This window comes from Micromonospora sp. DT68 (assembly GCF_049847245.1).
GTDB classification, from domain to species: domain Bacteria; phylum Actinomycetota; class Actinomycetes; order Mycobacteriales; family Micromonosporaceae; genus Micromonospora; species Micromonospora profundi.
In genome coordinates, this window is sequence record NZ_JBNCNZ010000006.1 from 383902 (window position 1) to 406945 (window position 23044).

General features: G+C 71.9%; 21 protein-coding genes, 1 pseudogene and 1 riboswitch. Of the genes and pseudogenes, 8 read left to right on the plus strand and 14 right to left on the minus strand.

The genetic code is table 11. The features are described from left to right. Nucleotides 1–14 precede the first annotated feature (14 nt). Nucleotides 15–1769: a M28 family peptidase gene (locus tag ACPXB1_RS14350; protein WP_355597192.1), complete on the plus strand. Its 1755-nt coding sequence runs from the start codon at nt 15–17 to the stop codon at nt 1767–1769. Nucleotides 1770–1833: 64 nt separating this feature from the next. On the opposite strand, the gene ACPXB1_RS14355 is transcribed toward ACPXB1_RS14350, so the two are convergent. Beyond that, nucleotides 1834–2532 carry an SDR family oxidoreductase gene (locus ACPXB1_RS14355; protein WP_355632387.1) on the minus strand — a complete coding sequence of 233 codons (699 nt, stop codon included), beginning with the start codon at nt 2530–2532 and terminating at the stop codon, nt 1834–1836. A gap of 161 nt (nt 2533–2693) precedes the next feature. Between ACPXB1_RS14355 and htpG the strand changes: the two genes are divergently transcribed. Together htpG and ACPXB1_RS14365 are read left to right on the plus strand one after the other, a co-directional pair. Continuing rightward, the gene (gene htpG, locus ACPXB1_RS14360; protein ID WP_355632384.1) at nt 2694–4610 is read left to right on the plus strand and encodes a molecular chaperone HtpG; all 1917 of its coding nucleotides are present in this window, start codon (nt 2694–2696) and stop codon (nt 4608–4610) included. A 220-nt stretch (nt 4611–4830) separates the two neighbouring features. Continuing rightward, nucleotides 4831–5004, plus strand: a riboswitch (cyclic di-AMP (ydaO/yuaA leader). A gap of 2 nt (nt 5005–5006) precedes the next feature. Beyond that, complete coding sequence (locus tag ACPXB1_RS14365; protein WP_355597188.1) at nt 5007–5690, plus strand: transglycosylase family protein; 684 nt, start codon at nt 5007–5009, stop codon at nt 5688–5690. 73 nt (nt 5691–5763) lie between these two features. Here ACPXB1_RS14365 and ACPXB1_RS14370 read toward each other — a convergent pair whose 3' ends face one another. From ACPXB1_RS14370 to ACPXB1_RS14380, 3 genes are all read right to left on the minus strand, one after another. Then, the gene (locus ACPXB1_RS14370; RefSeq protein ID WP_355597186.1) at nt 5764–6117 is read right to left on the minus strand and encodes a hypothetical protein; all 354 of its coding nucleotides are present in this window, start codon (nt 6115–6117) and stop codon (nt 5764–5766) included. A 93-nt stretch (nt 6118–6210) separates the two neighbouring features. After that, entirely contained in the window at nt 6211–7398 is a 1188-nt protein-coding gene (dinB, locus tag ACPXB1_RS14375) for a DNA polymerase IV (RefSeq protein ID WP_355632381.1), read from the minus strand. A gap of 101 nt (nt 7399–7499) precedes the next feature. Then, entirely contained in the window at nt 7500–7937 is a 438-nt protein-coding gene (locus ACPXB1_RS14380; protein ID WP_355597182.1) for a VOC family protein, read from the minus strand. Between the two features lie 122 nt (nt 7938–8059). Here ACPXB1_RS14380 and ACPXB1_RS14385 point away from each other — a divergent pair, with 122 nt between their 5' ends. Next, nucleotides 8060–9058 carry a helix-turn-helix transcriptional regulator gene (locus ACPXB1_RS14385; protein ID WP_355632378.1) on the plus strand — a complete coding sequence of 333 codons (999 nt, stop codon included), beginning with the start codon at nt 8060–8062 and terminating at the stop codon, nt 9056–9058. Nucleotides 9059–9074: 16 nt separating this feature from the next. On the opposite strand, the gene ACPXB1_RS14390 is transcribed toward ACPXB1_RS14385, so the two are convergent. The 3 genes from ACPXB1_RS14390 to ACPXB1_RS14400 form a co-directional block, all read right to left on the minus strand. Next, on the minus strand, nt 9075–9602 hold the full coding sequence (locus tag ACPXB1_RS14390; RefSeq protein WP_355597178.1) for a GNAT family N-acetyltransferase: 528 nt from the start codon (nt 9600–9602) through the stop codon (nt 9075–9077). Nucleotides 9603–9906: 304 nt separating this feature from the next. After that, a complete protein-coding gene (locus tag ACPXB1_RS14395; RefSeq protein ID WP_355632375.1) occupies nt 9907–11481 on the minus strand; it encodes an FMN-binding glutamate synthase family protein in 1575 nt (524 codons plus the stop codon). A 126-nt stretch (nt 11482–11607) separates the two neighbouring features. Then, nucleotides 11608–12738 carry a peptidoglycan recognition protein family protein gene (locus tag ACPXB1_RS14400; protein WP_355597174.1) on the minus strand — a complete coding sequence of 377 codons (1131 nt, stop codon included), beginning with the start codon at nt 12736–12738 and terminating at the stop codon, nt 11608–11610. A gap of 196 nt (nt 12739–12934) precedes the next feature. Here ACPXB1_RS14400 and ACPXB1_RS14405 point away from each other — a divergent pair. Beyond that, a pseudogene (locus ACPXB1_RS14405) lies at nt 12935–13646 on the plus strand (mechanosensitive ion channel family protein); the annotation flags it as partial. A 665-nt stretch (nt 13647–14311) separates the two neighbouring features. Then, nucleotides 14312–15574 (plus strand): MFS transporter, encoded by a 1263-nt coding sequence (locus ACPXB1_RS14410; RefSeq protein ID WP_355632369.1) that lies wholly within the window; start codon nt 14312–14314, stop codon nt 15572–15574. A gap of 16 nt (nt 15575–15590) precedes the next feature. Here the strand turns inward: ACPXB1_RS14410 and ACPXB1_RS14415 are convergent, their stop codons facing one another. The 4 genes from ACPXB1_RS14415 to ACPXB1_RS14430 form a co-directional block, all read right to left on the minus strand. Beyond that, nucleotides 15591–16004 (minus strand): YchJ family protein, encoded by a 414-nt coding sequence (locus tag ACPXB1_RS14415; protein ID WP_355632366.1) that lies wholly within the window; start codon nt 16002–16004, stop codon nt 15591–15593. A 154-nt stretch (nt 16005–16158) separates the two neighbouring features. Next, a complete protein-coding gene (locus tag ACPXB1_RS14420; RefSeq protein WP_355632363.1) occupies nt 16159–16770 on the minus strand; it encodes a class F sortase in 612 nt (203 codons plus the stop codon). Between the two features lie 82 nt (nt 16771–16852). Then, nucleotides 16853–17338 (minus strand): hypothetical protein, encoded by a 486-nt coding sequence (locus ACPXB1_RS14425; protein WP_355597166.1) that lies wholly within the window; start codon nt 17336–17338, stop codon nt 16853–16855. 300 nt (nt 17339–17638) lie between these two features. Beyond that, nucleotides 17639–18466, minus strand: coding sequence for an ArsR/SmtB family transcription factor (locus tag ACPXB1_RS14430; protein WP_355597164.1), 828 nt, complete (start codon nt 18464–18466; stop codon nt 17639–17641). A 97-nt stretch (nt 18467–18563) separates the two neighbouring features. On the opposite strand from ACPXB1_RS14430, the gene ACPXB1_RS14435 reads away from it, so the two are divergent. Further along, entirely contained in the window at nt 18564–19880 is a 1317-nt protein-coding gene (locus tag ACPXB1_RS14435) for a lycopene cyclase family protein (protein ID WP_355597268.1), read from the plus strand. Nucleotides 19881–19890: 10 nt separating this feature from the next. On the opposite strand, the gene ACPXB1_RS14440 is transcribed toward ACPXB1_RS14435, so the two are convergent. After that, nucleotides 19891–20997, minus strand: coding sequence for a serine hydrolase domain-containing protein (locus ACPXB1_RS14440; RefSeq protein WP_355597162.1), 1107 nt, complete (start codon nt 20995–20997; stop codon nt 19891–19893). Between the two features lie 117 nt (nt 20998–21114). Here ACPXB1_RS14440 and rnhA point away from each other — a divergent pair, with 117 nt between their 5' ends. Continuing rightward, nucleotides 21115–21591: a ribonuclease HI gene (gene rnhA, locus ACPXB1_RS14445; RefSeq protein ID WP_355595065.1), complete on the plus strand. Its 477-nt coding sequence runs from the start codon at nt 21115–21117 to the stop codon at nt 21589–21591. A 157-nt stretch (nt 21592–21748) separates the two neighbouring features. Here rnhA and ACPXB1_RS14450 read toward each other — a convergent pair whose 3' ends face one another. Together ACPXB1_RS14450 and ACPXB1_RS14455 are read right to left on the minus strand one after the other, a co-directional pair. Further along, nucleotides 21749–21985: a preprotein translocase YidC gene (locus ACPXB1_RS14450; RefSeq protein WP_425735387.1), complete on the minus strand. Its 237-nt coding sequence runs from the start codon at nt 21983–21985 to the stop codon at nt 21749–21751. A 105-nt stretch (nt 21986–22090) separates the two neighbouring features. Continuing rightward, on the minus strand, nt 22091–23017 hold the full coding sequence (locus ACPXB1_RS14455; RefSeq protein WP_425735399.1) for a pentapeptide repeat-containing protein: 927 nt from the start codon (nt 23015–23017) through the stop codon (nt 22091–22093). Nucleotides 23018–23044 lie beyond the last annotated feature (27 nt).

Here is a 23044-nt window from a genome sequence, read left to right on the forward strand (position 1 = left end):
CCCGAGGAGCCCTCATGAGAGGCAGAACGCTGAGCGCGGCAATCGCGCTCACCGTGTTCGCCGGGACGGTGACGCTGGCCGCCCAGCCGGCATCCGCGTCGCCCACCACCGGAACGGCTGCGGCCCGGCCGATCGCCGCGTCAGCCGCCGTCCTGGCAGCGCCGGACATCTCCGTCAGCAACGTCCAGGCGCACCTGACCCAGTTCAACTCCATCGCCACGAGCAACGGCGGCAACCGGCGGGCCGGCTCGGCCGGCTACACGGCCTCGCTCAACTACGTCAAGGGCAAGCTCCAGGCGGCGGGCTACACCGTTACCGAGCAGTACTGCTCCAGCTGCACGTACCCCTCGAACAACCTGATCGCGGAGTGGCCTGGCGGCCCGACCGACCAGGTGGTCATGTTCGGCGCCCACCTGGACGGCGTGTCGGCCGGCCCTGGCATCAACGACAACGCCACGGGCTCGTCGGTCCTGCTGGAGAACGCCCTGGTCCTGGCCGCGCAGAACCCGACGATGACCAAGAAGGTCCGGTTCGCCTGGTGGACCGACGAGGAGCAGGGGCTCAACGGCTCCCGGTTCTACGTCAACTCGCTCAGCAGCACCCAGCGGGGCTACATCAAGGGCTACTACAACTTCGACATGGTCGGCTCGACAAACGGCGGCTACTTCATCAACCGGGTCACGTCCACCACGGCTGCCCCGCTCAAGGCGTACTGGGACTCGCTCGGGTTGCAGCCGGAGGAGAACGTCGAGGGCCAGGGCCGCTCCGACGACTACTACTTCCAGCAGGCCGGCATCCCCACCTCGGGCTACGCGGCGGGCGCCAGCGCCCGCAAGACCAGCGCCCAGGCTGCCAAGTGGGGCGGCACCGCGAACGCCGCCTACGACCCCTGCTACCACCGGTCCTGCGACACCACGGCGAACGTCAGCGCCACCGTGCTGAACCGGGCAGCTGACGGCGTGGCGTACGCGCTGTGGGATCTGGCCGTCGGCGGAGGAACCCCGAGCAACGACTTCTCAGTGGCGGTCAGCCCCACGACCCGCACCGTGGCCCGGGGCGCCAGCACCACCGCGACGGTCTCCACGGCGACCACTGCCGGCTCGGCGCAGTCGGTGAGCCTGTCCGCCTCCGGCGCGCCAAGCGGGGTGAGCGTCTCGTTCAGCCCGTCCTCGGTGACCTCCGGCGGCTCGTCGACGATGACCCTGACCGCGTCGTCAAGCGCCGCGACAGGCACCTTCACAGTGACGGTCACCGGCACCGGTTCGGTCACCCGCAGCGCCACCCTCACCCTCACGGTGACCGGCACCGGCGGCTGCGCGGCCGCCCAGGTGATCGGCAACGGCGGCTTCGAGAGCGGCGCCACGGTGTGGACGGCGTCCTCCGGCGTGATCACCAACTCCAGCAGCAAGCCGGCCCGGACCGGGTCGTACAAGGCGTGGCTCAACGGGTACGGCAGCACCCGCACCGAGACCCTGTCCCAGTCGGTGACGGTGCCGGCCGGCTGCGCCAGCTACACGCTGTCGTTCTGGACGCGCATCGACACCGCCGAGACCACCTCGTCCACGGCGTACGACAAGCTGACAGTGCGGATGGGCTCGACCACGCTGGCGACGTACTCGAACCTCAACGCCTCCAGCAGCTACGTCCAGCGCACGCTCAACGTCGCCGCGTACGCCGGCCAGACGGTGACGCTGACGTTCACCGGTACCGAGGACTCGTCGTTGCAGACGAGCTTCGTGATCGACGACGTGACGCTTCAGGCGAGCTGACCGCGTACCCGCTGTAGTGGGCCGCCGCCGGGAACACCCGGCGGCGGCCCGTCGCGTCGAGGGGTCAGGGGAGCTGCGGGTAGAGCGCGCCCACCCCGCCGGCGAGCCCGGCCTGAACCTGCCGACTGGTGTCGTCGGCGACGATCTCGTACGCGTCGGACTCGATGCCGTCGACGGCGATCCGGGCGATGGTGGCGGGGTCGGACTTCGGGCCGGTGACGTGGGTGGCCATGTCGGTGTCCATGTAGCCGACGTGCAGGCCGGCGACCCGGATGCCCCGCTCGGCGAGCTGGACGCGCAGCGCGTTGGTCATCGCCCACTCGGCCGACTTCGCGGCCCCGTACGCCCCGGAGGAGGGGAAGTTCAGCCAGGACAGCACGGAGAGCACGTTGAGGATCGTCCCGCCGCCGTTGCCGGCGATGCCGGGCGTGAAGGCCCGGACCATCGACAGGGTGCCGAGGTAGTTGGTCTCCAGTTCGAGCCGTACGAGGTCCAGGTCGCCGTCGATCAGGTCGGTGTGGGACTCGATGCCGGCGTTGTTGATCAGGAGGTTCACGTCGCCGGCCAGCTCGGCGGCGGCGGCCACCGAGGCGGGGTCGGTGATGTCGAGGCGTACCGGCGTCACGCCGGACAGGTCGACGGTGTCCGGGTTGCGGGCGCAGGCGTAGACGGTCGCGCCGCGGGCGAGCAGCTCGGCGGCCAGGTGCCTGCCGAAGCCGCGGTTGGCGCCGGTGACGAGGGCGGTGCTTCCAGCAATCTTCATGGGCGTCACGCTATCGGACCTGACTTTTGTCAAGCAAAGTCAGATAGGTCACGCGACGGCCCGGCTCGATCGGGAATACGACCCGGATGCGGCCACCGCCCCGCCCGTGACGGCTCGTATCCTTTCGGCGAACCTCCGCACGAGCCGAGAAGGGAGACGGTGTGAGCAACCAGGCCGAGACATTGGAGTTCCAGGCTGAGGCGCGTCAGCTCCTGCAGTTGGTGGTCCACTCGATCTATTCGAACAAGGACGTCTTCCTGCGGGAACTCATCTCGAACGCGTCCGACGCGCTGGACAAGCTGCGGCTGGCCACGCTTGTCGACAAGGACCTCGTCGCCGACACCGACGACCTGCACGTCGCCATCGAGGTCGACAGGGACGCCCGCACCCTGACCGTCCGGGACAACGGCATCGGCATGACCCGCGACGAGGTGGTCGGGCTGATCGGCACGATCGCCAAGTCCGGCACCGCCGAGCTGCTGCGCCAACTACGGGAGTCCGCCGACGCCCGCGCCTCGCAGGACCTGATCGGCCAGTTCGGCGTCGGCTTCTACGCCGCGTTCATGGTCGCCGACCGGGTGACCCTGCTGACCCGCAAGGCCGGCGAGACCGGCGGCACCCGCTGGGAGTCCACAGGCGAGGGGACGTACTCGATCGAGCCGGTCGCCGAGGCGCCCCAGGGCACCGCGGTGACCCTGCACCTCAAGCCCGCCGACACCGAGGACAACCTGCACGACTACACCGCCGAGTGGACCATCCGCGAGATCGTCAAGCGATACTCCGACTTCATCGCCTGGCCGATCCGGATGACCGTCGAACGCCCCGGCGCCGACGGCGCGGACCCCACCAGCGAGGTGCAGACCCTCAACTCGATGAAGGCGCTCTGGGCGCGACCCCGCGACGAGGTCGACGCCGCCGAGTACAACGAGTTCTACAAGCACGTCAGCCACGACTGGGCCGACCCGCTCGAGGTCGTACACATGAAGGGCGAGGGCACCTTCGAGTACGAGGCGCTGCTCTTCCTGCCCAGCCACGCCCCACTGGACCTGTTCTCCCCGCAGGGCTGCCGGGGCGTCCAGCTCTACGTCAAGCGCGTCTTCATCATGGACGACTGCGTGGCGCTGGTCCCCACCTACCTACGCTTCGTCAAGGGCGTGGTCGACGCCCACGACCTGTCGCTGAACATCTCCCGCGAGATCCTCCAGCAGGACCGCCAGATCCAGATCGTCCGCCGCCGCCTGGTGAAGAAGGTCCTCGCCGCTGTCAAGGACCTCAAGGCCAACCACGCCGAGCGCTACCAGACCTTCTGGAAGGAGTTCGGCACTGTCGTCAAGGAAGGGCTCATCGACGACACCGACAACCGCGACACCCTGCTGGAGATCCTGTCGCTGGCCTCCACCCACGACCCGGCCGAGCTCACCGACCTGGCCGGCTACGTCTCCCGGATGAAGGACGGCCAGAGCGACATCTGGTACGCCACCGGCGACTCCCGGGCCACCATCGAGAACTCCCCGCACCTGGAGGCGTTCCGGGCCAAGGGCCACGAGGTGCTGCTGCTCACCGACCCTGTCGACGAGGTGTGGGTGGAGCGGGTCGGCACGTACGACGGTCGGCCGCTGCGCTCGATCGCCAAGGGCGAGGTCGACCTCGACACCGACGAGGAGAAGCAGCAGGCCGAAGCCGAGCGCGAGCAGCAGCGGCAGGAGTTCGCGGCGCTCGTGGACTGGCTGGGCACGACACTTTCCGACAGCGTCCGGGAGGTCCGCCTGTCGTCGCGGCTCACCACCTCACCGGCCTGTGTGGTGGGTGACGCGCACGACCTCACGCCGACACTGGAGAAGATGTACCGGGCGATGGGGCACGAGATCCCGTCGACGAAGCGCATCCTGGAGATCAATCCCGGTCATCCTCTGGTAGCCGCTCTGCGCAAGGCTCACGAGCAGGGCGATTCCGCCGAGACCCTCACCGAAACCGCCGAGCTGCTGTACGGCCTCGCGGTACTCGCCGAGGGTGGCGACCTGGCCGACCCGGCCCGCTTCACCCGTACGCTCGCCGACCGGCTCGCCCGCACTCTGTAGGGAGGTGCCCCGGCCGGTGGTGACCCGCGTTGTCGGGCTCCACCGGCCGGGGAACGGCCGACCTGATCGGAAGCGGTCCATCATGGTCGCTGCACAGCTGAACGCCGCCCGCAACCGCTGAGCGCGCCGCTCAGCGTGCCCCGGTGAAGAACTTCACAGGGGTTGGGCGATCGATGCCGGCCGTGCCTAACGTCGGTCGGGTCCGCCACTGCGGACGCCACGACCGGTAACGCCAAATCCTGCCCCCGGTCGTCGGAACCCAGTCACCCGGGCAGGAGCGGGGGACCCAAACGTTCCTCGGTGCATCGTCACCTCGGGGTGAAGCCGCCACCGTGCGGCCGGGCTCCTCGGCCCGAACCCGACAGCTCACCTCGCCGGCGTGGAGGAAGCACACTCATGACGTCTGTCTACACCCCCCGTCATCGACGGGTCAGCACCCGCCGCATCGCCGTCGGCACCCTGGCCGTCGGCGCGGTCACCGGCGCCGTGGCGCTCTTCGGCCCGGCCGCACCTGCCCAGGCGGCCGTCAACTGGGACGCCATCGCCAAGTGCGAGTCCGGTGGCAACTGGAAGATCAACACCGGCAACGGCTACTACGGCGGGTTGCAGTTCTCGCAGAGCACCTGGGCCGGCTACGGCGGCAAGAAGTACGCCGCCCGCGCCGACCTGGCCAGCCGCGGCGAGCAGATCGCCATCGCCGAGAAGGTGCTCAAGGGGCAGGGCATCGGCGCGTGGCCGACCTGCGGCAAGAAGGCCGGTGCGTCGGGCGGCTCCGCCACCAAGTCCTCGACGAAGCCCACCACGAAGTCGAAGTCCACCGCCAAGTCGAAGTCCACTCCGAAGGCCGACAAGCCCGCCCAGCGGTCGTCGCGCGGTGAGCAGCCGGCGACCCGCAGCAACAAGCGCACCGCCCCGGCGGCCAGCGGCGACACCTACGTGGTGAAGTCCGGCGACACCCTGTCGGAGATCGCCCAGAGCCACCAGCAGGACGGCGGCTGGCAGGCCCTCTACGAGCGCAACCGGCAGGTCGTCGGCTCGGACCCGGGCCTGATCTTCCCCGGGCAGCGGCTCAGCCTCTGACGTACGACCCAGCGGGCGCCCGATCGGATTCCGGTCGGGCGCTCGCTGGCGTGTCGCTGTCGTGGCGGAGGCGTCAGGCTGCCGAAGCCCGCGACGCCGATACCGCTTCGCCGGACCGGGTTCGCCGCGGGTGGAAGGACTCCTGGGTGGACCAGTTGTCAGGTGTCTCGTCGTGGCCGTCCCACTGCTGGGCGGCCGTCGGCGGTGTCTCGGCCCCGCCTCGAGCGAGCCGCAGCGACTGTTCAGCGTTGCCGCGTGCCGCGCATGGGTACGGTTCCCCGGCGCAGAGCAGGTTGCCGCAGACGCCGTCCTCGGTCGGCTCGTGGGCGTCGAGCACGTCGAGCGCCAGCTGCCACAGCAGCGGGTCGGTCACGTCGTGCGGACGCTCGGCACGCCGGCTCGCGCGGTTGCTGCTGTCGTCGGACATGGTGGTCCCCCCTCAGGCTGATCGTCACAACGTCTCCGATCATGCCGCCGCTAAACCCTCCAGCAGCTGTGATATCCGCCGCCACCAGGGAGATCAGTCCGGCAGAAGGGGCATTTCGACGCCCGGATCCCGGCCTAGCAGCACCGCGCGGGTCACGGCAGTCGACCCGAACCGGTCCCGAACCGCGTCCACGGCGGCGTCCAGGTTGGCCCCCGGGACGGCGTCGAACGGCAACTCCGGTTGCACAGGGTTGTCGTCGAGGTTGCCCACCGACACGCCGATCAGCGTGATGCCCCGCCTGTCGATCTCCGGCAGCGCAGCATGCAGCAGCGCCCGCGCGGCAGCGAGCAGGGGCGTGGTGTCAGCTGTCGCCTTGCGCACCGTGTGCGAGCGGGTCGCCCGGGTGTAGTCGCCGAAGCGCAGCCGCAGCAGCACCGTGCGCCCGGACCGGCCGGCCGCCCGCATCCGTCGGGTGACCCGGTCGACAAGGCCCGCCAGGATGGCGTCCAACTCCGTGGCCGCGTGCGGAGTGCGACTCAGCGCGTGCTGCGCGCCCATCGAGCCGCGCCGCCGGCCGACCTGCACCGCCCGCGGGTCACGGTTGTGCGCCAGGGCGTGCAGGTGCCGGCCGGCGCCCGCACCGAGCAGGGACACCAACGCCGCCTCGCCGAGTCGGGCGACCTCGCCGACGGTACGGATCCGGCGCTCCCGCAACTTCGCGGCCGTGACCGGGCCGACGCCCCAGAGTCGCTCCACCGGCAGCGGGTGCAGGAACGCCATCTCGGCATCCGGCGCGACGACAAGCAGCCCGTCCGGCTTCGCCACCCCGCTGGCCACCTTCGCCAGGAACTTCGTACGCGCCACCCCCACGGTGATCGGCAGGCCGATCTGTTCACGGACCTCCCGGCGCAGCCGGTCGGCGATGTCGACAGGCGCCCCGGCCAGCCGCCGCAGACCACCCACGTCGAGGAACGCCTCGTCGATGGAGAGCCCCTCGACAAGCGGCGTGGTGTGCCGGAAGATCTCGAACACCGCCCGGCTGGCCCGCGTGTACGCCGACATCCGGGGCGGCACCACTATCGCGTCCGGGCACAGCCGCCGCGCCTGCTGCCCACCCATCGCGCTGCGGACGCCCCGCGCCTTCGCCTCGTAGCTGGCAGCCAACACCACGCCGCCGCCTACGATCACCGGCCGGCCGCGGAGACGCGGGTCGTCACGCTGCTCGACCGACGCGTAGAACGCGTCCAGGTCGGCGTGCAGGATGCTGGCCCCGGGCGACACGTACATATGTTCGCATGGCGCGTACGATCACGGCAGTGAGCTGCGTGAACACGGCCGTGTCAGCCTCGCGCGTAGCTTCCGTGACGCGGCCCGGGGCCCGTTCAGTCGAGGCAGAACTCGTTGCCCTCGGGGTCGGCCAGCACGAGGTGACCGGCGTTGAGCGGGGGAGCGGGCTCGTGCCGCGCGAGCCTGGTGGCACCGCGGCCGACGAGCCGGTCGGCCTCCACCTCCAGCGCCGCCATCCGTTCGTCGCCGGTCAGCCCGGGGGCGGCCCGCACGTCGAGGTGGACGCGGTTCTTGGCCCGCTTGCCCTCGGGCACCCGCTGGAAGAACAGCCGCGGCCCCGACCCGGCGGGGTCGACGACCGCCGAGGCGTCGTTGCGGTTCTCCGGCGGTACGCCCATCGCCTCCAGCGCCTGCTCCCAGGACTCGAAGTCACCCGGCGGGCCCTGCACCTCATAACCGAGGGTGTCGGCCCAGAACGCGGCAAGTGCGCCCGGGTCGGCGGCGTCGAACGTTATCTGCACCTCGCGGGCCATGTCAGCTCGCCTCCCGTCGGGTCTGCCGGATGTCGCCGGTGGTCATCGTGTGGTCGGTCATGGTCCCAGCCTTCCGCAGCCAGCGGACAGGAACGTTCCGCGATCTGTGCAACGATCGGCCGGTGACGGTGGAGGCGACGACCGAGCGGGTGCTGCGGATGCTGGCGCTGCTGCAGCGGCGGTCGTCCTGGACCGCCGACGAACTCGCCGCCGAGTTCGGCGTCACCGCACGTTGTGTCCGCCGCGACGTGCAACGGCTGCGCACCCTCGGCTACCCGGTGCACGGCACCTCGGGTGTCGGCGGCGGCTACCGCCTCGGCGCGGGCACCCGGCTGCCGCCGCTGCTGCTCGACGACGAGGAGGCGATCGCGACGGCCGTGTCCCTGCGGCTGGCGTCCGAAGGCACGGTCGCCGGTGCGGGCGAGGCGGCGCTGCGGGCGCTTACGAAACTCGACCAGGTGATGCCGGCGCGGCTGCGCGCGGAGGTGCGGGCCGTGCACGGCGCCACCGACACCCTCATCGGCCCGGTCGTCGAGATCGACGCGGAGTTGCTGGTGACGCTCGCCCGCGCCTGCCGCGACGCGGTGCGGGTGCGGTTCCGGTACGCCGGCCGTGACGGTGTGGACCGGGAACGGACGGTCGAGCCGATCCGCATGGTCACCACCGGCCGCCGCTGGTACCTGATGGCCAGGGACGTGGACCGCGACGACTGGCGGACGTTCCGCCTGGACCGGATGCGCGACGCGGTCACCACTACCTGGCGCTTCCGACCGGGCGAGCACCCCGACCCTGTCGCGTTCGTGCAGCGGTCCGTGACGGGGGCGCCGTACCGGTATCTCGCCCGGGTGCGGGTGCACGCCCCGCCCGAGCGGGTGCGGGAGCTGGTGCCGCCCCAGGTCGGGAGGGTCGAGGACGACGGCGACGGGTGGTGCCTGCTTGTCGTCGGAGGCGACACCCTGGACTGGCTGGCCGCGCACATCGCCCGACTGGGCCTCGACGTGCAGGTGTTGGAGCCCGCGGAGCTGCGCGAGGCCGCCGCCCAGCTCGCCCACCGGCTGGCGGCGATGGCCAGCGCGCTGCCGGCGTCACCCGGCGTCACCTCGTCGGGCGACGTTCCCTAGCGACGGACGGCCCGGGTCACAGGTCGTCGAACGGCCGGGCGTAGCGGAACTCACCGCGGATCGACTCGCGCCAGGCGGTCATCGGCCGTGCCTGGAAGTACTGCGGACCCCACGGCTGCGGCGGGGTGACGCCCAACTCGACGGCGGGACGGAATCCGAAGCGCGGGTAGTAGTCGGGGTGCCCGAGCAGCACCACCAGCGGCTCGTCGCGGGCGTCGGCCGCGCCGAGAACCGCGTGCATCAGCGCGCTGCCGACGCCGCGCCGCTGCCAGTCGGGGAGCACGCCGACCGGCCCCAGGCCCAGCGCCACCGGCTCGCCGGCCACCCGACCCCGGGTGGCCACCACGTGCCCCACCACGCGGCCGTCCGCAGCGGTCGCCACCAGGGAGTACGCCGCCAGCCAGCCTTCGTCGGCGCGCAGGGCGTCGACAAGTGTCGCCTCGACGGGTACGCCGTCACCGCCACCCGACGCAGCAGCAAAGGCAGCGGAGTGCACCGCCCGAATGGCATCGACGTCGGCGGGTGTCTCGCGTCTGATCAGCACCGCGCCACCATAGGCGCCCTGTGTCGGCAGCTTCCATGTGTTTATCGCGCCTCATCGTGGTCCGCAGCCGTGATACCCGGGCGGCAGCCTGAAGCAAGCCCGCTGGGGGCAGGTACCGCTAAACGGCTGATGACTCTGAGGTATCAATATGACTCTGAGGTATCAAGCTCACGGGCGACCCGCCCTCCGCCCCCGCCCCGCCTTCGCACTCTGCCTCGGCCGGCCCGCCCCGGGCTCGCCTTCGCCCTCCGCCTCGTCCACGGCCAGGGCCCTCGTCACGCGCGGGGCGAGGGCAGCCGGGGCTTCAGCCGACGGCGGTGGCCGACGGTGGGGCACTGCCGCCCTGCGGCGCCTCCGGCATCATCAGCCGGACGATCTCCTTCTGGTCGGCGGGGGAGGGCATTCCCCAGTCGGGCTGGTAGCCGTACACCTCGTGCAGTGGCGTGGCGCCGGTGCGGCCGTTCAGGATCTCCACGGCGTCCGTGCCGATCAGGCCGGGGTGTTCCACACCGCACGCCTCGGCGACCTTCATGAGGTCCCGGCGCAGCGTCCGCAGGTAGTTGGCCGCCCGGACCGACTTGAGAGCCGGGTCGAGCCCGCGCGCCAGCCACGCGTTCTGCGTCGCCACACCGGTGGGGCAGGTGTCGGTGTGGCACTTCTGCGCCTGGATGCAGCCGATCGACAGCATCGCCTCCCGGCCGACGTTGACCAGGTCGCAGCCGAGCGCGAACGCCACCACCGCGTTGTCCGGCAGGCCGAGCTTTCCCGCGCCGACGAACACCACCTGCTCGTGCAGGTCACGCTCGGCGAACACCTTGTAGACCCGGGAGAAGCCCTGCTGGAACGGCAACGACACCGAGTCGGTGAAGATCAGCGGTGCGGCGCCGGTGCCGCCCTCGCCGCCGTCGACAGTCACGAAGTCGACGCCTCGGCCGGTGTCCCGCATCAGGGTGGCCAGTTCCTCCCAGAAGCCCATGTCGCCGACGGCCGACTTGATGCCGACCGGCAGGCCCGTCTCGGCGGCCAGCAGCTCCACCCAGTCGAGCAGACTGTCGCAGTCGGAGAACTCGGCGTGCCGGGACGGGCTCACGCAGTCCCGCCCGGCCGGGATGCCCCGGGTGGCGGCGATCTCGGCGGACACCTTCGCTCCGGGCAGCAGACCGCCCAGGCTGGGCTTCGCGCCCTGGCTCAGCTTGATCTCCAACGCCCTGACCGGCGCGCCGGCCACCAGGTCCTTCAGCCGGGGCAGGCTGAACCGGCCCTGCTCGTCGCGGCAGCCGAAGTACGCCGTGCCGAGTTGGAAGACCAGCTCAGCACCGTTGCGGTGGTACGGCGACAGGCCGCCCTCGCCGGTGTTCTGTAGGCAGCCGGCGAGCGCGGCACCCATGTTGAGCGCGGTGATGGCGTTGGCGGACAGCGAGCCGAAACTCATCCCGGAGATGTTGACCACCGACTCCGGCCGGAAGGCGCGCGGTCGTCCCCGGCCCGCACCCAGCACCTTCGCGCAGGGCAGTCGCACGTCATGCCCCGCCGTCGGAGTGGACGGCGGCACCGCCCTGCCGAACGTCCGGTGCTTGATGATCGGGTAGCCGGAGGTGTGCTCGATGTCGTTGTCAGTGCCGAAGCCGAAGTAGTTGTTCTGCTGTTTCGCCGACGCGTACACCCAGCGGCGCTGGTCGCGGGTGAACGGTCGCTCCTCGTCGTTGCCTGCCACGATGTACTGCCGCAGCTCCGGGCCGAGAGCCTCCAGCAGGTAGCGGGCTCGGCCGAGCACCGGGAAGTTGCGCAGCAGCGCGTGGTCACGCTGGATGAGGTCCCGCGCGGCGAGCGCGGCGACGGCGGCTGCGGCGGCGGGTACGGCTCGACGGGCCCATTTCATGTCCGGCACTCTTTCCGCCAGCGACACCCGCCAAACCGGCGCGGTGGCGACACCTGCCCTGCTCAGGCCGGGGGCGACGCAAACTCGCGTCACCCCCGGTGTGCCTGCGCGCGTCGCGGCGTGCTGTCAGCGGCGCTGGAAGGACTGGCGGACCGTCCCGCCGACGACAGCGCACCACGTGCTCGCGCTCAGCTTGCCGTTGCGCGGCAGCCCGTGCAGCGCCTGCAGGTCCTGCACGGCGCGTCGGGTGGCGTGGTCGTACGCGCCGGTGACAGTGACCGCGTACCCCTTGGTGGCGAGGATCTCCTGCACGGCGGTGACCGGCGGGCCGCTGGCGTGCTGGTCCAGTTCGGGCACCAGGGTTTCCCAGGTTGGCGCGGTGAGCGTGGCGTCGACGTCGACCGCGATGCCGTTGCGGGCCTGCCAGTCCTGCACCGCCGCCACCGTCGCGGCGTCGAACGTGCCGCTGACCGTCACCGCGTAGCCGCGGAACGCCAGCAGGTGCTGCACCACGCGGACCGACGGCGAGTTGACGAAGCGCCAGAGGTCCGGCCAGCGGCGGGCCGGCACGTCGCCCAGCTTGGTGCCCAGGGCGGCGAACACGTGTCGGCGCAGCGCCGGGAACTCCCGGTAGAAGGCGGCGCCCGGGCACTGGGTGGTGCGGAAGTCCCAATGTCCAAAAACGTCGTGCGCGTGCAGGCCGTACTGTCGGCAGACGGCGACGCAGAGTTTGACGAGGGAGTCGGTCAGGGCCTTCGGCGGCGTCTCGGTGACGTAGGTGCCCTCGTTCTCGATCCCGATGGCTCGACCGTTCTCGCCCGGGCAGTGCGCCGAGATCATCTGCCGGTCGCCGGCTTCGAGGCGTTCCAGGCTGCCCCGGCGCCCCTCCAGGACGTACCCGCCGCGGCTGACAGTGAAGTGCTGGCCGGTGTCGGACCATCCGTTGCCGTCCATGTGCAGGTCCTGGCAGTCGTGGGCCAGCTTGACGGCCTGCTCACGGGAGTAGTCGGTGACGTTCGGAAATGCCATGTGGTGCACGATGATTTTGTTGGTGGCGATGGCGCTGACCGCCAGCGGGTCCTTCGGCGGCCGGGCGTCCCACTCGTCGCAGCTGATGATCCAGTCCAGGTCGGTGCCGGGACCGGCGTGCGCGGCGCCGGGGAACGCAAGCTCGCTCCCGACCACGGCGACGGTGGCGGCACCGAGACCGGCCCGCAGCAGCGTCCGGCGGTCCACTTCGGAATGGTCGAGGTGCATGACGTCTCCTCCTGCGGCCGTGGCGGGGGATGAAAACTAACTCCAGTGACCGCATTCCGCTCCGGAGGATATTGCCAGGACTCGCCCACGCGCTAGAGTCCGAGTTGATCACGCCTTCCGTTGTGGCGTTTCCGGACAGGGCGGCGGGGGTAGGTCGGGGCCGACCGTCCCGGCAGCCACGCGTGGAGGAAACCCGATGAGAGACAACGTCAGCGACGCGGTGGGCGACGCCCTTCGCTCGGTGATGCTTTTCCTGCCCAAGGCCGTCGCCTTCGTGGCGATCCTGGTGGCCGGATGGCTGATCGCCAAGGCCGCGCTCAAGATCGTGGACAAGGTTCTGGAGCGGGTGGGCTTCGACCGAGCCGTGGAGCGCGGCGGCATTCGTCGGGCGCTGAGCCGTTCCCGGTACGACGCCAGCGACCTCGTCGCCAAGCTCGTCTACTACGGTCTGCTGCTTGTCACCCTCCAGATCGCCTTCGGCATCTGGGGGCCGAACCCGGTCTCCGACCTGATCGCCGGCGTCATCTCCTGGCTGCCCCGGGCGTTCGTCGCGATCGTCATCGTCGTGGTCGCCGCCGCCATCGCCAACGCCGTGAAGGACCTCATCGGTGCTGCGCTCGGCGGCCTGTCGTACGGCCGGATGCTGGCCACCATCGCGTCGGTGTTCATCCTCGGCCTGGGCGTCATCGCCGCGCTGAACCAGATCGGTGTGGCGACCGCGGTCACCACGCCGGTGCTGATCGCCGTGCTGGCGACAGTGGGCGGCATCCTCGTCGTCGGCGTCGGCGGGGGACTGGTCCGGCCCATGCAGAACCGCTGGGAGTCCTGGCTGACCCGCGCCGAGCAGGAGTCGCAGCAGATCGCCGCGCACGCCCGCGCGTACCAGGCCGGCCGCCGCGACGCCGAGGCCGAACGGGCCCGGACGGCGGCCCCAGCCACCGACCCGGAGGCCACCCAGGTGGTGACCCGTCCGAGTGCCCCGGAGGGCATCCAGTTCGGAGCCCGTCCGAGCGACCCGGAGGCCACCCAGATCGTGACCCGCCCGAGCGACCCGGACGCGACCCAGGTGGTACGCCCGTCGACCTCCTCCGACACCACGCAGGTGGTCACCGGCGGCACGTCCGAGGCTGCCGCTCCGGCAGTTCGGCAGGCCGACGACACCACGCAGGTGGTCACCGGCGGCACGCCCGACGCCGCGGCTACCCGGCAGGCCGACGACACGACCCAGGCGCCGTCCGATCCGGACACCACCCAGGTGGTCGGCGGTGGCGCGGTTCCCGGGCAGCGCGCCGGAGACGACATCGAGGCCACCACTGTCATCCCGCCGGTGGATCGGCGCTGACCATGACCAGCGCCGACAAGGGCTGACCGGCAGAGGGACGTCGGGGCGGGATCCGTGCGGATCCCGCCCCGTTCTCGTCCGGCACGCCGAAACCGCTGGCCGGCGCCACTCGGCGCGTCTAGCATCGCCGACATGACCTGGCGACATTGATCCAATGCCGTAGGCCGTTCCCGTGGGCCACCACGGGCACCGCACGTCCGGTGTCCGTTTCCAGTCCCACGGGAAGGCCCCATGACCCACCTCGCCTCACGCGCGTCCGACCCGGCGGTCCGCCGGCTGACTGTCACCCTCTACGGGTACGCGTTCCTCAGTGACCTCGTCCTGCTCTACCCGCTGTACGTGGTGCTCTTCGCTGACACCGGGTTGTCGGTGGGGCAGATCTCGTCGCTCTTCGTTCTCTGGTCGGCCGCCGGGATCGTGTTCGAGGTGCCGTCGGGCGCGTGGGCCGACGTGGTGTCCCGTCGGCTGCTGCTGTGCATCGCCCCGCTGGTGACCGGGGCCGGCTTCGCGCTCTGGGTGCTGGTCCCGTCGTACCCTGCGTTTGCTGTCGGGTTTCTGCTCTGGGGTGCCGGCGGCGCGCTCGTCTCCGGTGCGCTGGAGGCGCTTGTCTTCACCGAGCTGGAGCGCCTCGACGCCGCCGACCGGTACGCCCGGGTGCTCGGCCGGGCGCGGACGGCCGGCGTGCTGGGCGTCGTGGTGACCGGTGTCCTCGCCGGCCCGGTGCTCGCCGTCGGCGGATATCCGGCGGTCGGCGTGGCCACAGTGGTCGCCTGTCTGCTGGCCGCCGCCGTCGCCACCCGCTTCCCGGAGCACCGTACGTCGACCGTGGCGTCGGATGCCCCGGCCTCCGGTCCGGACGGTGACGACGACCTGGGTTGGTGGGAGACGATGCGGGCCGGGGTGTCGCAGGTCCGCACCCACCCGCCGGTACGGGCTGCCGTTCTGCTGGTCGCCGTGGTCGCCGCCGACTGGGGCGCGCTCGACGAGTTCACTCCGCTGCTCGCCCTGGACACCGGGGTCGGGGCGAAGGCCGTGCCCCTGCTGCTCCTGCTGCTCTGGGCCGGGGTGACAGTCGGCGGGCTGCTCGCCCCGGCGGGGGAGCGGCTGGGCACCCGTGGATACGCGGCACTGTTGGCTCTGGTCGCGGTCGCGCTGGCCGGCGGCGCACTCACCGGGCACCCGGCCGGCTTCGTGCTGATCGCTGTGGCCTTCGGTGCCGCGCAACTGGCGACAGTGCTTGCCGACGCGCGGCTCCAGGCCCGGATCACCGGCACCAGCCGGGCCACCGTCACGTCCCTGGCCGGAATGGCCACCGACGCGCTGATCATCGTGACGTACGCCGGCTACGGCCTGCTCGCCACGGCGGCCGGCAACGCTGTGGCGTTCGCGCTGACCGCGGGGGCGTACCTCGTGGTGGCGCTCGTGTTGGTCACCAGGCGCCGGCCGCCTGCCCACCTCGGTTCGTCTCCACGGTCGACGGGGCCGGGACGTTGACCTCCCGGGACAACCGTCAGAGTTGGTCACCGTCGAGGTAGACCCACCGGCCGTCCTCGCGAACGAAGCGGCTGGTTTCGGTGATCGTGCCGGTCCGACCCGCGTCCCGGTAGTGGGCGCGGAACGTCACAGTGCCGGTGGCGTCGAGCAGGCCGCCCCGCTCGGTCTCGACGATCTCCAGGCGGATCCACCGCTGCCCCGGATCAAGCTCCAGGGACGTGGGCCGGGTCGACGAGTGCCAGCTCCGCAGCAGGTAGCCGGCGTCGCCGAGGGCGAAGGCGCTGAACCGGGAGCGCATCAACGCCTCGGCCGTCGGCGCCGGTTTGTCACCACCGTGCGCGGGGCCACAACAGTCCGCGTACGCCCGACCAGATCCGCACGGACAAACCTGCCCCGCAGTCGCCCCAGCTCGCCGTCGCGAAGAACCCACACCCCAATCCTGCCCCACCAGCCCTGCCGTCCCGCCCCCACCCCTTCCCGCCCACCCCTCCCCGCGATCTTGCATTTCCTGCCCCGCATAGGTGACAAAACCCCCATAACGGCGACACATAGTGCAAGATCGCGAGGGCGGGGCGGGGGAGAGGTCAGGCCGTGCGGGTTGCCAGGACGACGATGTTGTCCTCGTAGTTGCCGGTTGTGTTGTCGAAGCGGCCGCCGCAGGTGATCAGACGCAGACCGGCGGCGTCCGCCGGGCCGTAGACCAGGTCGGTGGGGAAGCGGTCCTTGGGGTACGCGTGGACACCGTCCACTGTGAACGTGGCGACCTGTGCGTCGGCGCGGACGACCTGGATCTCCTGACCTGCGCGGAGTCGACCGATGTCGAAGAAGACCGCCGGACCGGTTGGGGAGTCGACGTGCCCCACCAGGACGGCGTTGCCGGTCTCGCCGGGGCTGGCCCCGTGCCGGTACCAGCCGGCGACTGTGGGCCGATCCAGCGGCGGCACCTCCAGCACCCCGCTGGCGTCCGCGCCGACGGGGATGATCTCGGCGCGTACGTCGATGTCAGGGATCTGTACCCGGACCGGCGCGGCGCGGGTCAGCGGTGCCAGATCCGGTGCGGGGTGGGTCCGTGTCGGTGTGCCGGCCGGCGGCTGTGGTGGCCGGGCCGGGCCGGCGGTGAGGCCGACGGCGACCAGGCCCAGGCCGGTCACGCCGAGCAGGGTCACCGCCGCCGGCAGGATTCGCCGCCACCACACGTGCTGACCTCCGGATGGTCGGGGTGCCCGTGCCGAGACGCCGGCACGGGCACCCGTTCTCAGGGATGGAGCGGGCCGCCGGTCAGGCGACGGTGGACACCGGGCGGCGCCGGCGGTACAGGAGCACCGCGCCTCCGGCGGCGGCACCGAGCAGCGTGCCTCCGGCGGCGAGGGCGCCGGTCTCGCGGCTGTCGCCGCCGGAGCCGGCCGGTGCGCCGCCGATCGGGGTGACGGTGAACGTGGCGGTGCCGGCCGAGCTGCCGTCGCCGCAGGTCGCGGCCACCGTGTAGGTGCCCAGGGTGAATCCGGCGGTGAAGAGTTCGGCGCTCAGTCCGCCGCCGGCGGCGGCCGTGGTGGATCGGACGTTCTGGTCGCGGTTGGGCCCGGTGACGCGGAAGATGGCGTCACCCGACTTCGGGTTGCAGGTCGTGGCGGTGAGCACGACGGTCCCCCCGACCGGGGTGGTGGCGGGTGACACGACCGTGTCGGCAAGTGCGGCGCCCGGCAGCAGTAGCGTGCCGAGGCCCACGCCGAGCGCCGCCGAGCAGAGTGCTGTTGAGACCTTCATACGCGTCTTCCCTCACTTTTCGTCCGCTGACTACGTGGGACGTCGTTCGGGTGGCCAACTCCGTGACTAGCACCGGTGTGCCCAACCCTAGGTGGGTTGGGACCTCGATCCGGTGAAAATGAGAATTCTTCGTTGCCGTCACGTGTCCACCCGAAGGCGGGGAGAACTGCGGAAAGGCCCCGACGGGCCGGCCGGTGCCGGTGCTCCGGTCGATGTCTGCTCCGGTCGGCCCGTCACCGCTGGGACGATGACGAGGTATGACCGTCGAGGGCGGTAATGCCCGCCTCGTTGATTACCGGATCAGCCTGCCGCGACCGGCTCGGGCATCGGTTCGCCGGTCTCCACGAGCGTCTTGAGGCTGGCCAGCAGCTCCGGCCAGCCGCCGCTGCCGTCGAGTTGGCCGCTGATCGCCTTGTGCATGTCGCTGTCCGGGGAGAAGCTGTCGTGGATGACGGTCAGCCGGACGGCCGATGGCCCGTGCGGCTCGATCTCGAACGTCACCTTCGACCGGCGCTCGCCGAGCCGGGCGGCCAACTCCTCGTCGGACCAGCCGAAGTGCTCGGCGTGCTCGGGTTGGAAGCCGTGCCAGCTGTAGGAGAGGCACCGGTACGGCTCGGCGACGAGGACACGTTGCCCGAGGTCGCGTGGTTCGGCGTCCGGCGCGTCCTGCCAGAGCACCGGCGAGCCGACCTGCCAGTCCGACACCAGTGCCACCCCACCCCAGTAGCGTCGGGTGAAGGCCGGCTCGACGAGCGCGGCCCAGAGCCGCTCCGGCGTGGTGGTGATGTACGTCGTGTAGACGAACGTGGGGCTCTCCATGTGTTGACGCTCCAAGGCTGTGCTCAGGTCGGCGAGCGCCGCCGCCCGCTGACGGTCGTAGTGGCTGAGCCACCGGTCGGCGATGGCGGTGATCGGGGCGGCGTTGAGGTAGTGCAGCTTCTCCCGGCCGCGCCGCACTGTCGTGACGAGATCGGCCGATTCCAGCACCGCGAGGTGCTTGCTAACCGCCTGGCGGGTGGTGGCCAGCCCGTCGCACAACTCCCGCAGGGTCTGACCGTTGCGTTCGTTGAGTCGGTCGAGCAGCCGGCGACGGCTCGGGTCGGCAAGCGCCCGGAACGCCTCGTCCACCAGACCTCCAACAGGCAACCGCGCGGTTGCACATGAACTTAGGCAACCACTCGGTTGCCTGTCAACCGTGTCGCCCCGACCGGCGTCCGGACCGGGCGTGTGGCAGCGTGGGGCGGTGACCGAACCCGCGCCCCTGGACGTCGATCTCGCCCTGCTCGGCGGCGGCGGCGCCGCGTCCCTGCTGCTCGCCGCGCTGGCCCGGCACGGCGTGCGCGACCTGCGGATCGCCGTCGTCGACCCGGTGCGCCGACGCGGCCAGGACCGCACCTGGGCGTTCTGGGGCCACCCCGACAGCGACCTCGACCCGCTGCTCAGCGCGAGCTGGCAGCAGGTCGAGGTGGCCACGACGGCGCGCCGCCGGGTCCTGGACCTGGCCCCCCTGCGGTACGCGATGCTCCGCTCCGGCCCCGTCTACGACGCCGCTGCCGCTGCCGAGCGTCGCCTGGGCGTCACAAGGATCGTCGCGCCCGCCGAGACGGTGACCGACGACGGCACCCGCGTGGTGGTGCGCACCGGTGACGGGCGGAGCATCCGGGCCGGCTGGGTGCTCGACTCCCGCCCCCGCCCACCGGCGCGACCGGGGCGGACCACCTGGTTGCAGCACTTCCGCGGCTGGTGGCTGGAGGCCGACCGGCCGGTGTTCGACAGGCGTCGTGCGGTGCTGATGGACTTCCGCACCCCGCAGCCGACCCGAGGCGTCTCCTTCGGGTACGTGCTGCCGGTCAGCGACCGCTACGCCCTTGTCGAGTACACCGAGTTCTCGCCGGACCTGCTCACCGACGCCGGCTACGACACCGCGCTGGCCGGCTACCGGGACCTGCTCGGCCTGGACCCGACCGGGCTGCGGGTGCGCGAGGTGGAGAACGGGGTGATCCCGATGACCGACGCCCCGTTCCCGGCCCGACCATCACCTCGGGTCGTACGCCTCGGAACAGCAGGTGGCGCCACCCGCCCCTCCACAGGTTTCACGTTTTCGGCCATGTACCGCCAGGCCGACCAGGTCGCCCGCGCCTTCGCCGCCGGCCGGGCGCCGGTGCCCGACGCCGCGTACCCCCGCCGGCACCGCTGGATGGACGCGGTGGCCCTGCGCGCGCTTGACCAGGGTGGCGTCGGCGGCCCCGAGTTCTTCGACCGCCTCTTCGACCGCAACCCCGCCGAGCGGGTGCTGCGCTTCCTCGACGGCGCGACCAGCCCGGCGGAGGAGATCGCGATCATGAGTTCCACGAGGCTGCTTCCCATGATCGCCGCGACTGCCGGCGACGCGGCGCACCGCGTCCGCGACCGGCTGCGGCCCGCTCGGCCCGCGCCGCCCATCCCGGCCGCCGTGGTGGGCGCCCGCCCCGACGCCCGTGCCCACGTGCGCGACGCCGAGCCGGACGCGGTCGGCCCGGGGTCGGTCACGCCGCCCGGCTGACCCGGGCGGCTCAGCGTCGGGCGGCCACCGCATCGCGGACCAGCACCCGCAGGTCCTCCATCGGATCGCCGTCACCAGCCCCGAGCAGCGTCTTCGTCGCCGCCACAGTCAACCCCAGATCCGGGTACGCGTACGCGAGGCTTCCGCCGCTGCCCGCCGCGCCGAACGAACCGTCGGCGTCCACGGCGTACCCGAGGCCCCAGGTCGTCTCCTGGCCGAACACCCACTCCGGCCCGGCCCCTGCCGGTGTCGTGGCGGTGCGCAGCCGGGCCGGCGAGATCAGCCGGACGCCGTCGACCTCGCCGATCAGGGCGGCGAGCATCAGTGCCGCCGCGCGGGCGGTCATGGTGCCGGTAGCCGGCACCTCGGCGGTGAGGACGTCGGCGCGGCTGCCGATCTCCGCGCCCGGCCGGACGCCGGCCGGGGCGACCCGGTCGAAGTTCGGCAGGTTGGCGCTCGCGTAGTCGAACAGCGCCGACAGGTTGCGGTCCTCCACCCGGGCCAGCCGGTCCAGGTCGCCGGCCGGTACGGCGAGATACAGCTCGTCGGCGACCCCGAGCGGCCCGGCCACGTCCTCGGCGAGCACCTGCGACACGCGTCGGCCGGTAACCCGGCGGACCACCTCACCGACAAGCCAGCCGAACGTCCACGCGTGGTACGCCTTCAGCTCGCCGGGCGGCGCGATCGGCTCGGTGTCGACAAGGAGCGCGCACATCCGGTCCCAGTCGGTGAAGTCCTCCGGCGTGACGTCCTTCGGCAGGGCGGGTACGCCCGCGGTGTGGGTGAGCGCGTGCCGCAGGGTGACGCGGTCCTTGCCGTGCCGGGCGAACTCCGGCCACACCTCGGCGATCGGCTGGTCGTAGTCCAGCTCACCGCGCTCGGCAAGCACGTGCACCACTGTCGCGGTGAGGACCTTGCCGGTCGACACGCTCCAGATCGGCGTGTCGGCGGTCAACTGCCGACCGGTGGCCCGGTCCGCGCTGCCGACGTGCACCTCCAGGATCGGCTCACCGTCGAGATATGCGGCGACCTGTACGCCGGATTCCCGCCCGTTGGTGATCAGCTCGTCGATCGTCTGCCGCACGTCGGCCCGCAGGTCGTCCCAGGTCCCGTTCATGGGATCGACTCTGGCAGACCGGGCCGGGCCGACGCGCTCGATTTTCGCCACCCCCGACGTGGGCGCTAGCTGCCCCGAGCGGCAGGTACGACGTCACCGCCCGGTAGGTTGCCTGCCATGGTGGACGCGGCGGCCGGCAGGGGCGTGCAGATCTGGACCGACGGGGCGTGCAGCGGCAACCCCGGGCCGGGCGGTTGGGGTGCGCTGCTGCGCTACGGCGACCACGAGCGGGAGCTGTGCGGCGGCGAGGCCACCCCGACCACTAACAACCGGATGGAGCTGATGGCCGCCATCCAGGCGTTGGAGAGCCTGAACCGCCCGGTCAGCGTGGAGTTGCACACCGACAGCACCTACGTACGCAACGGCATCACCAGTTGGTTGGCGTCCTGGAAGCGCAACGGCTGGTTGACCGCCGCCAAGCAGCCGGTGAAGAACGCCGACCTGTGGCAGCGGCTGGAGGCGGCCTGCGAGCGGCACCAGGTGACCTGGCTGTGGGTCAAGGGGCACAACGGGCACCCGGAGAACGAGCGGGCCGACGGGCTGGCAAACAAGGGCATGACCGAGGCCCGGGCCGCCGCCCCAGCGCGCCGCTGACGGTCGCGCCGGCCCCAGCCCGCATGACGATCGCGTCGCGTCCGCCGCTGACCACAGCGCCGCGCCGGCCGGGCCGTTGACGATCGCGCCGCGCCGCGCCGGCCGCTGGCCACAGCGCCGACGCCAGTCGGCCGCTGACCCGGCGTCGGGCCGAGTGTCAGCGCGCCGCGTCCGGATGGCCGGGCATGCTCGATCCGCCGCCGCTGCTTCCGGACGAGCCGCCCGTCATACCCGAGCCGTTGTCCTCGGTCACGATGTCCGGCGCTGCGTCGGTGTCGTCTGGTGGCGGAACCTCGGTGTCCGCCTCGACCTGCACCAACGGGACCTGACCGGCCTCGTCCTCGGCATGCGCCGGGTCCGCCGGCTCCTCACCGTCACGCTTTCGGAAACCCACGCCGTCCCCCCGTCGGTGCCGTTGCGCGTCGGCGGTGGCTACCCGGCGTCATCGTGCCGAAACCTCACCCGCCCGCCGCCCGCCGCCCGGCACGCGTGCTGACGGTCAGCGGCGTCGTCGGCGGCGCGTCGGGGTGGCGGACGGTGCGGGGCGGCGTACCGGCGTGAGGGGCAGGGCCGTCCAGTGCGCCGGGCGGGTCAGCGTCGCCGGCAGTCCGGTGCGCGCGTCGCCACGGGCGGCGTCCAGTTGGGCCTGGTGCAGGAAGAGCGTCCCGCGCAGGTCCGCACCGCGCAGGTCGGCTCCGCGCAGGTCCGCGCCGGTGACGTCGGCCCGGCCCAGGTCGACGCCGCGCAGGTCGGCGCCGATCAGCAGCGCCCCGCGCAGGTTGGCCCGGCGTAGGTCCGACCGGCGCAGGTCCGCCCCGATCAGCGGGGCGCCCCGGTGGTCGGCGCCCCCAGGGGAACGCGCAGCGTCGCCGGCCTGGGACAGCAGCGGATTGACGCGGTCGCGGTGCGCGGCGACGTCCACTGTGCGGAGCCGTGCCAGGTCGGCGACGGTGAGCGCTGCCGTGTCGGCGCGGGCGCGTTCCAATTCGGCCCGCAGCCCGGCCGGCGGGCGCAACGCCAGGGCCTCGGTGAGATACCAGAGCAGTTCGTGCAGGGGCCGCAGCACTGTGAACGCCTCGGCCATCGCCGGCAGGGTGTCCGGCGCGTCCCGCCAGTCCCGTCCGCCGAAGGTGACCTGGGCGACCTGCTGCCCGGCGCCGAAGCAGTCGAACACCGTGCACCCCGGAAACCCTCGCTCCCGCAACTGCGTGTGGATGCCGCAGCGGTGGTCCGGGCGCAGGTTGGGGCAGGGTCGCCCGGCCGGCTTGTCGATGGCGAAGTCCGCCGACGCGGCGAAGGCGGGCACCACGCAGCACAACCCGAAGCAACGTCCGCAGTCGGCGCGCAACTGCGCCGACCCGGGCGGCGGCGTGGCGTCGGGCTGCACGGGTCGGCCTCCGGGTGCTCGGGCGCTGGGAGCCACCATTGTTTCGCGGGGCACCCGACCGGGCCG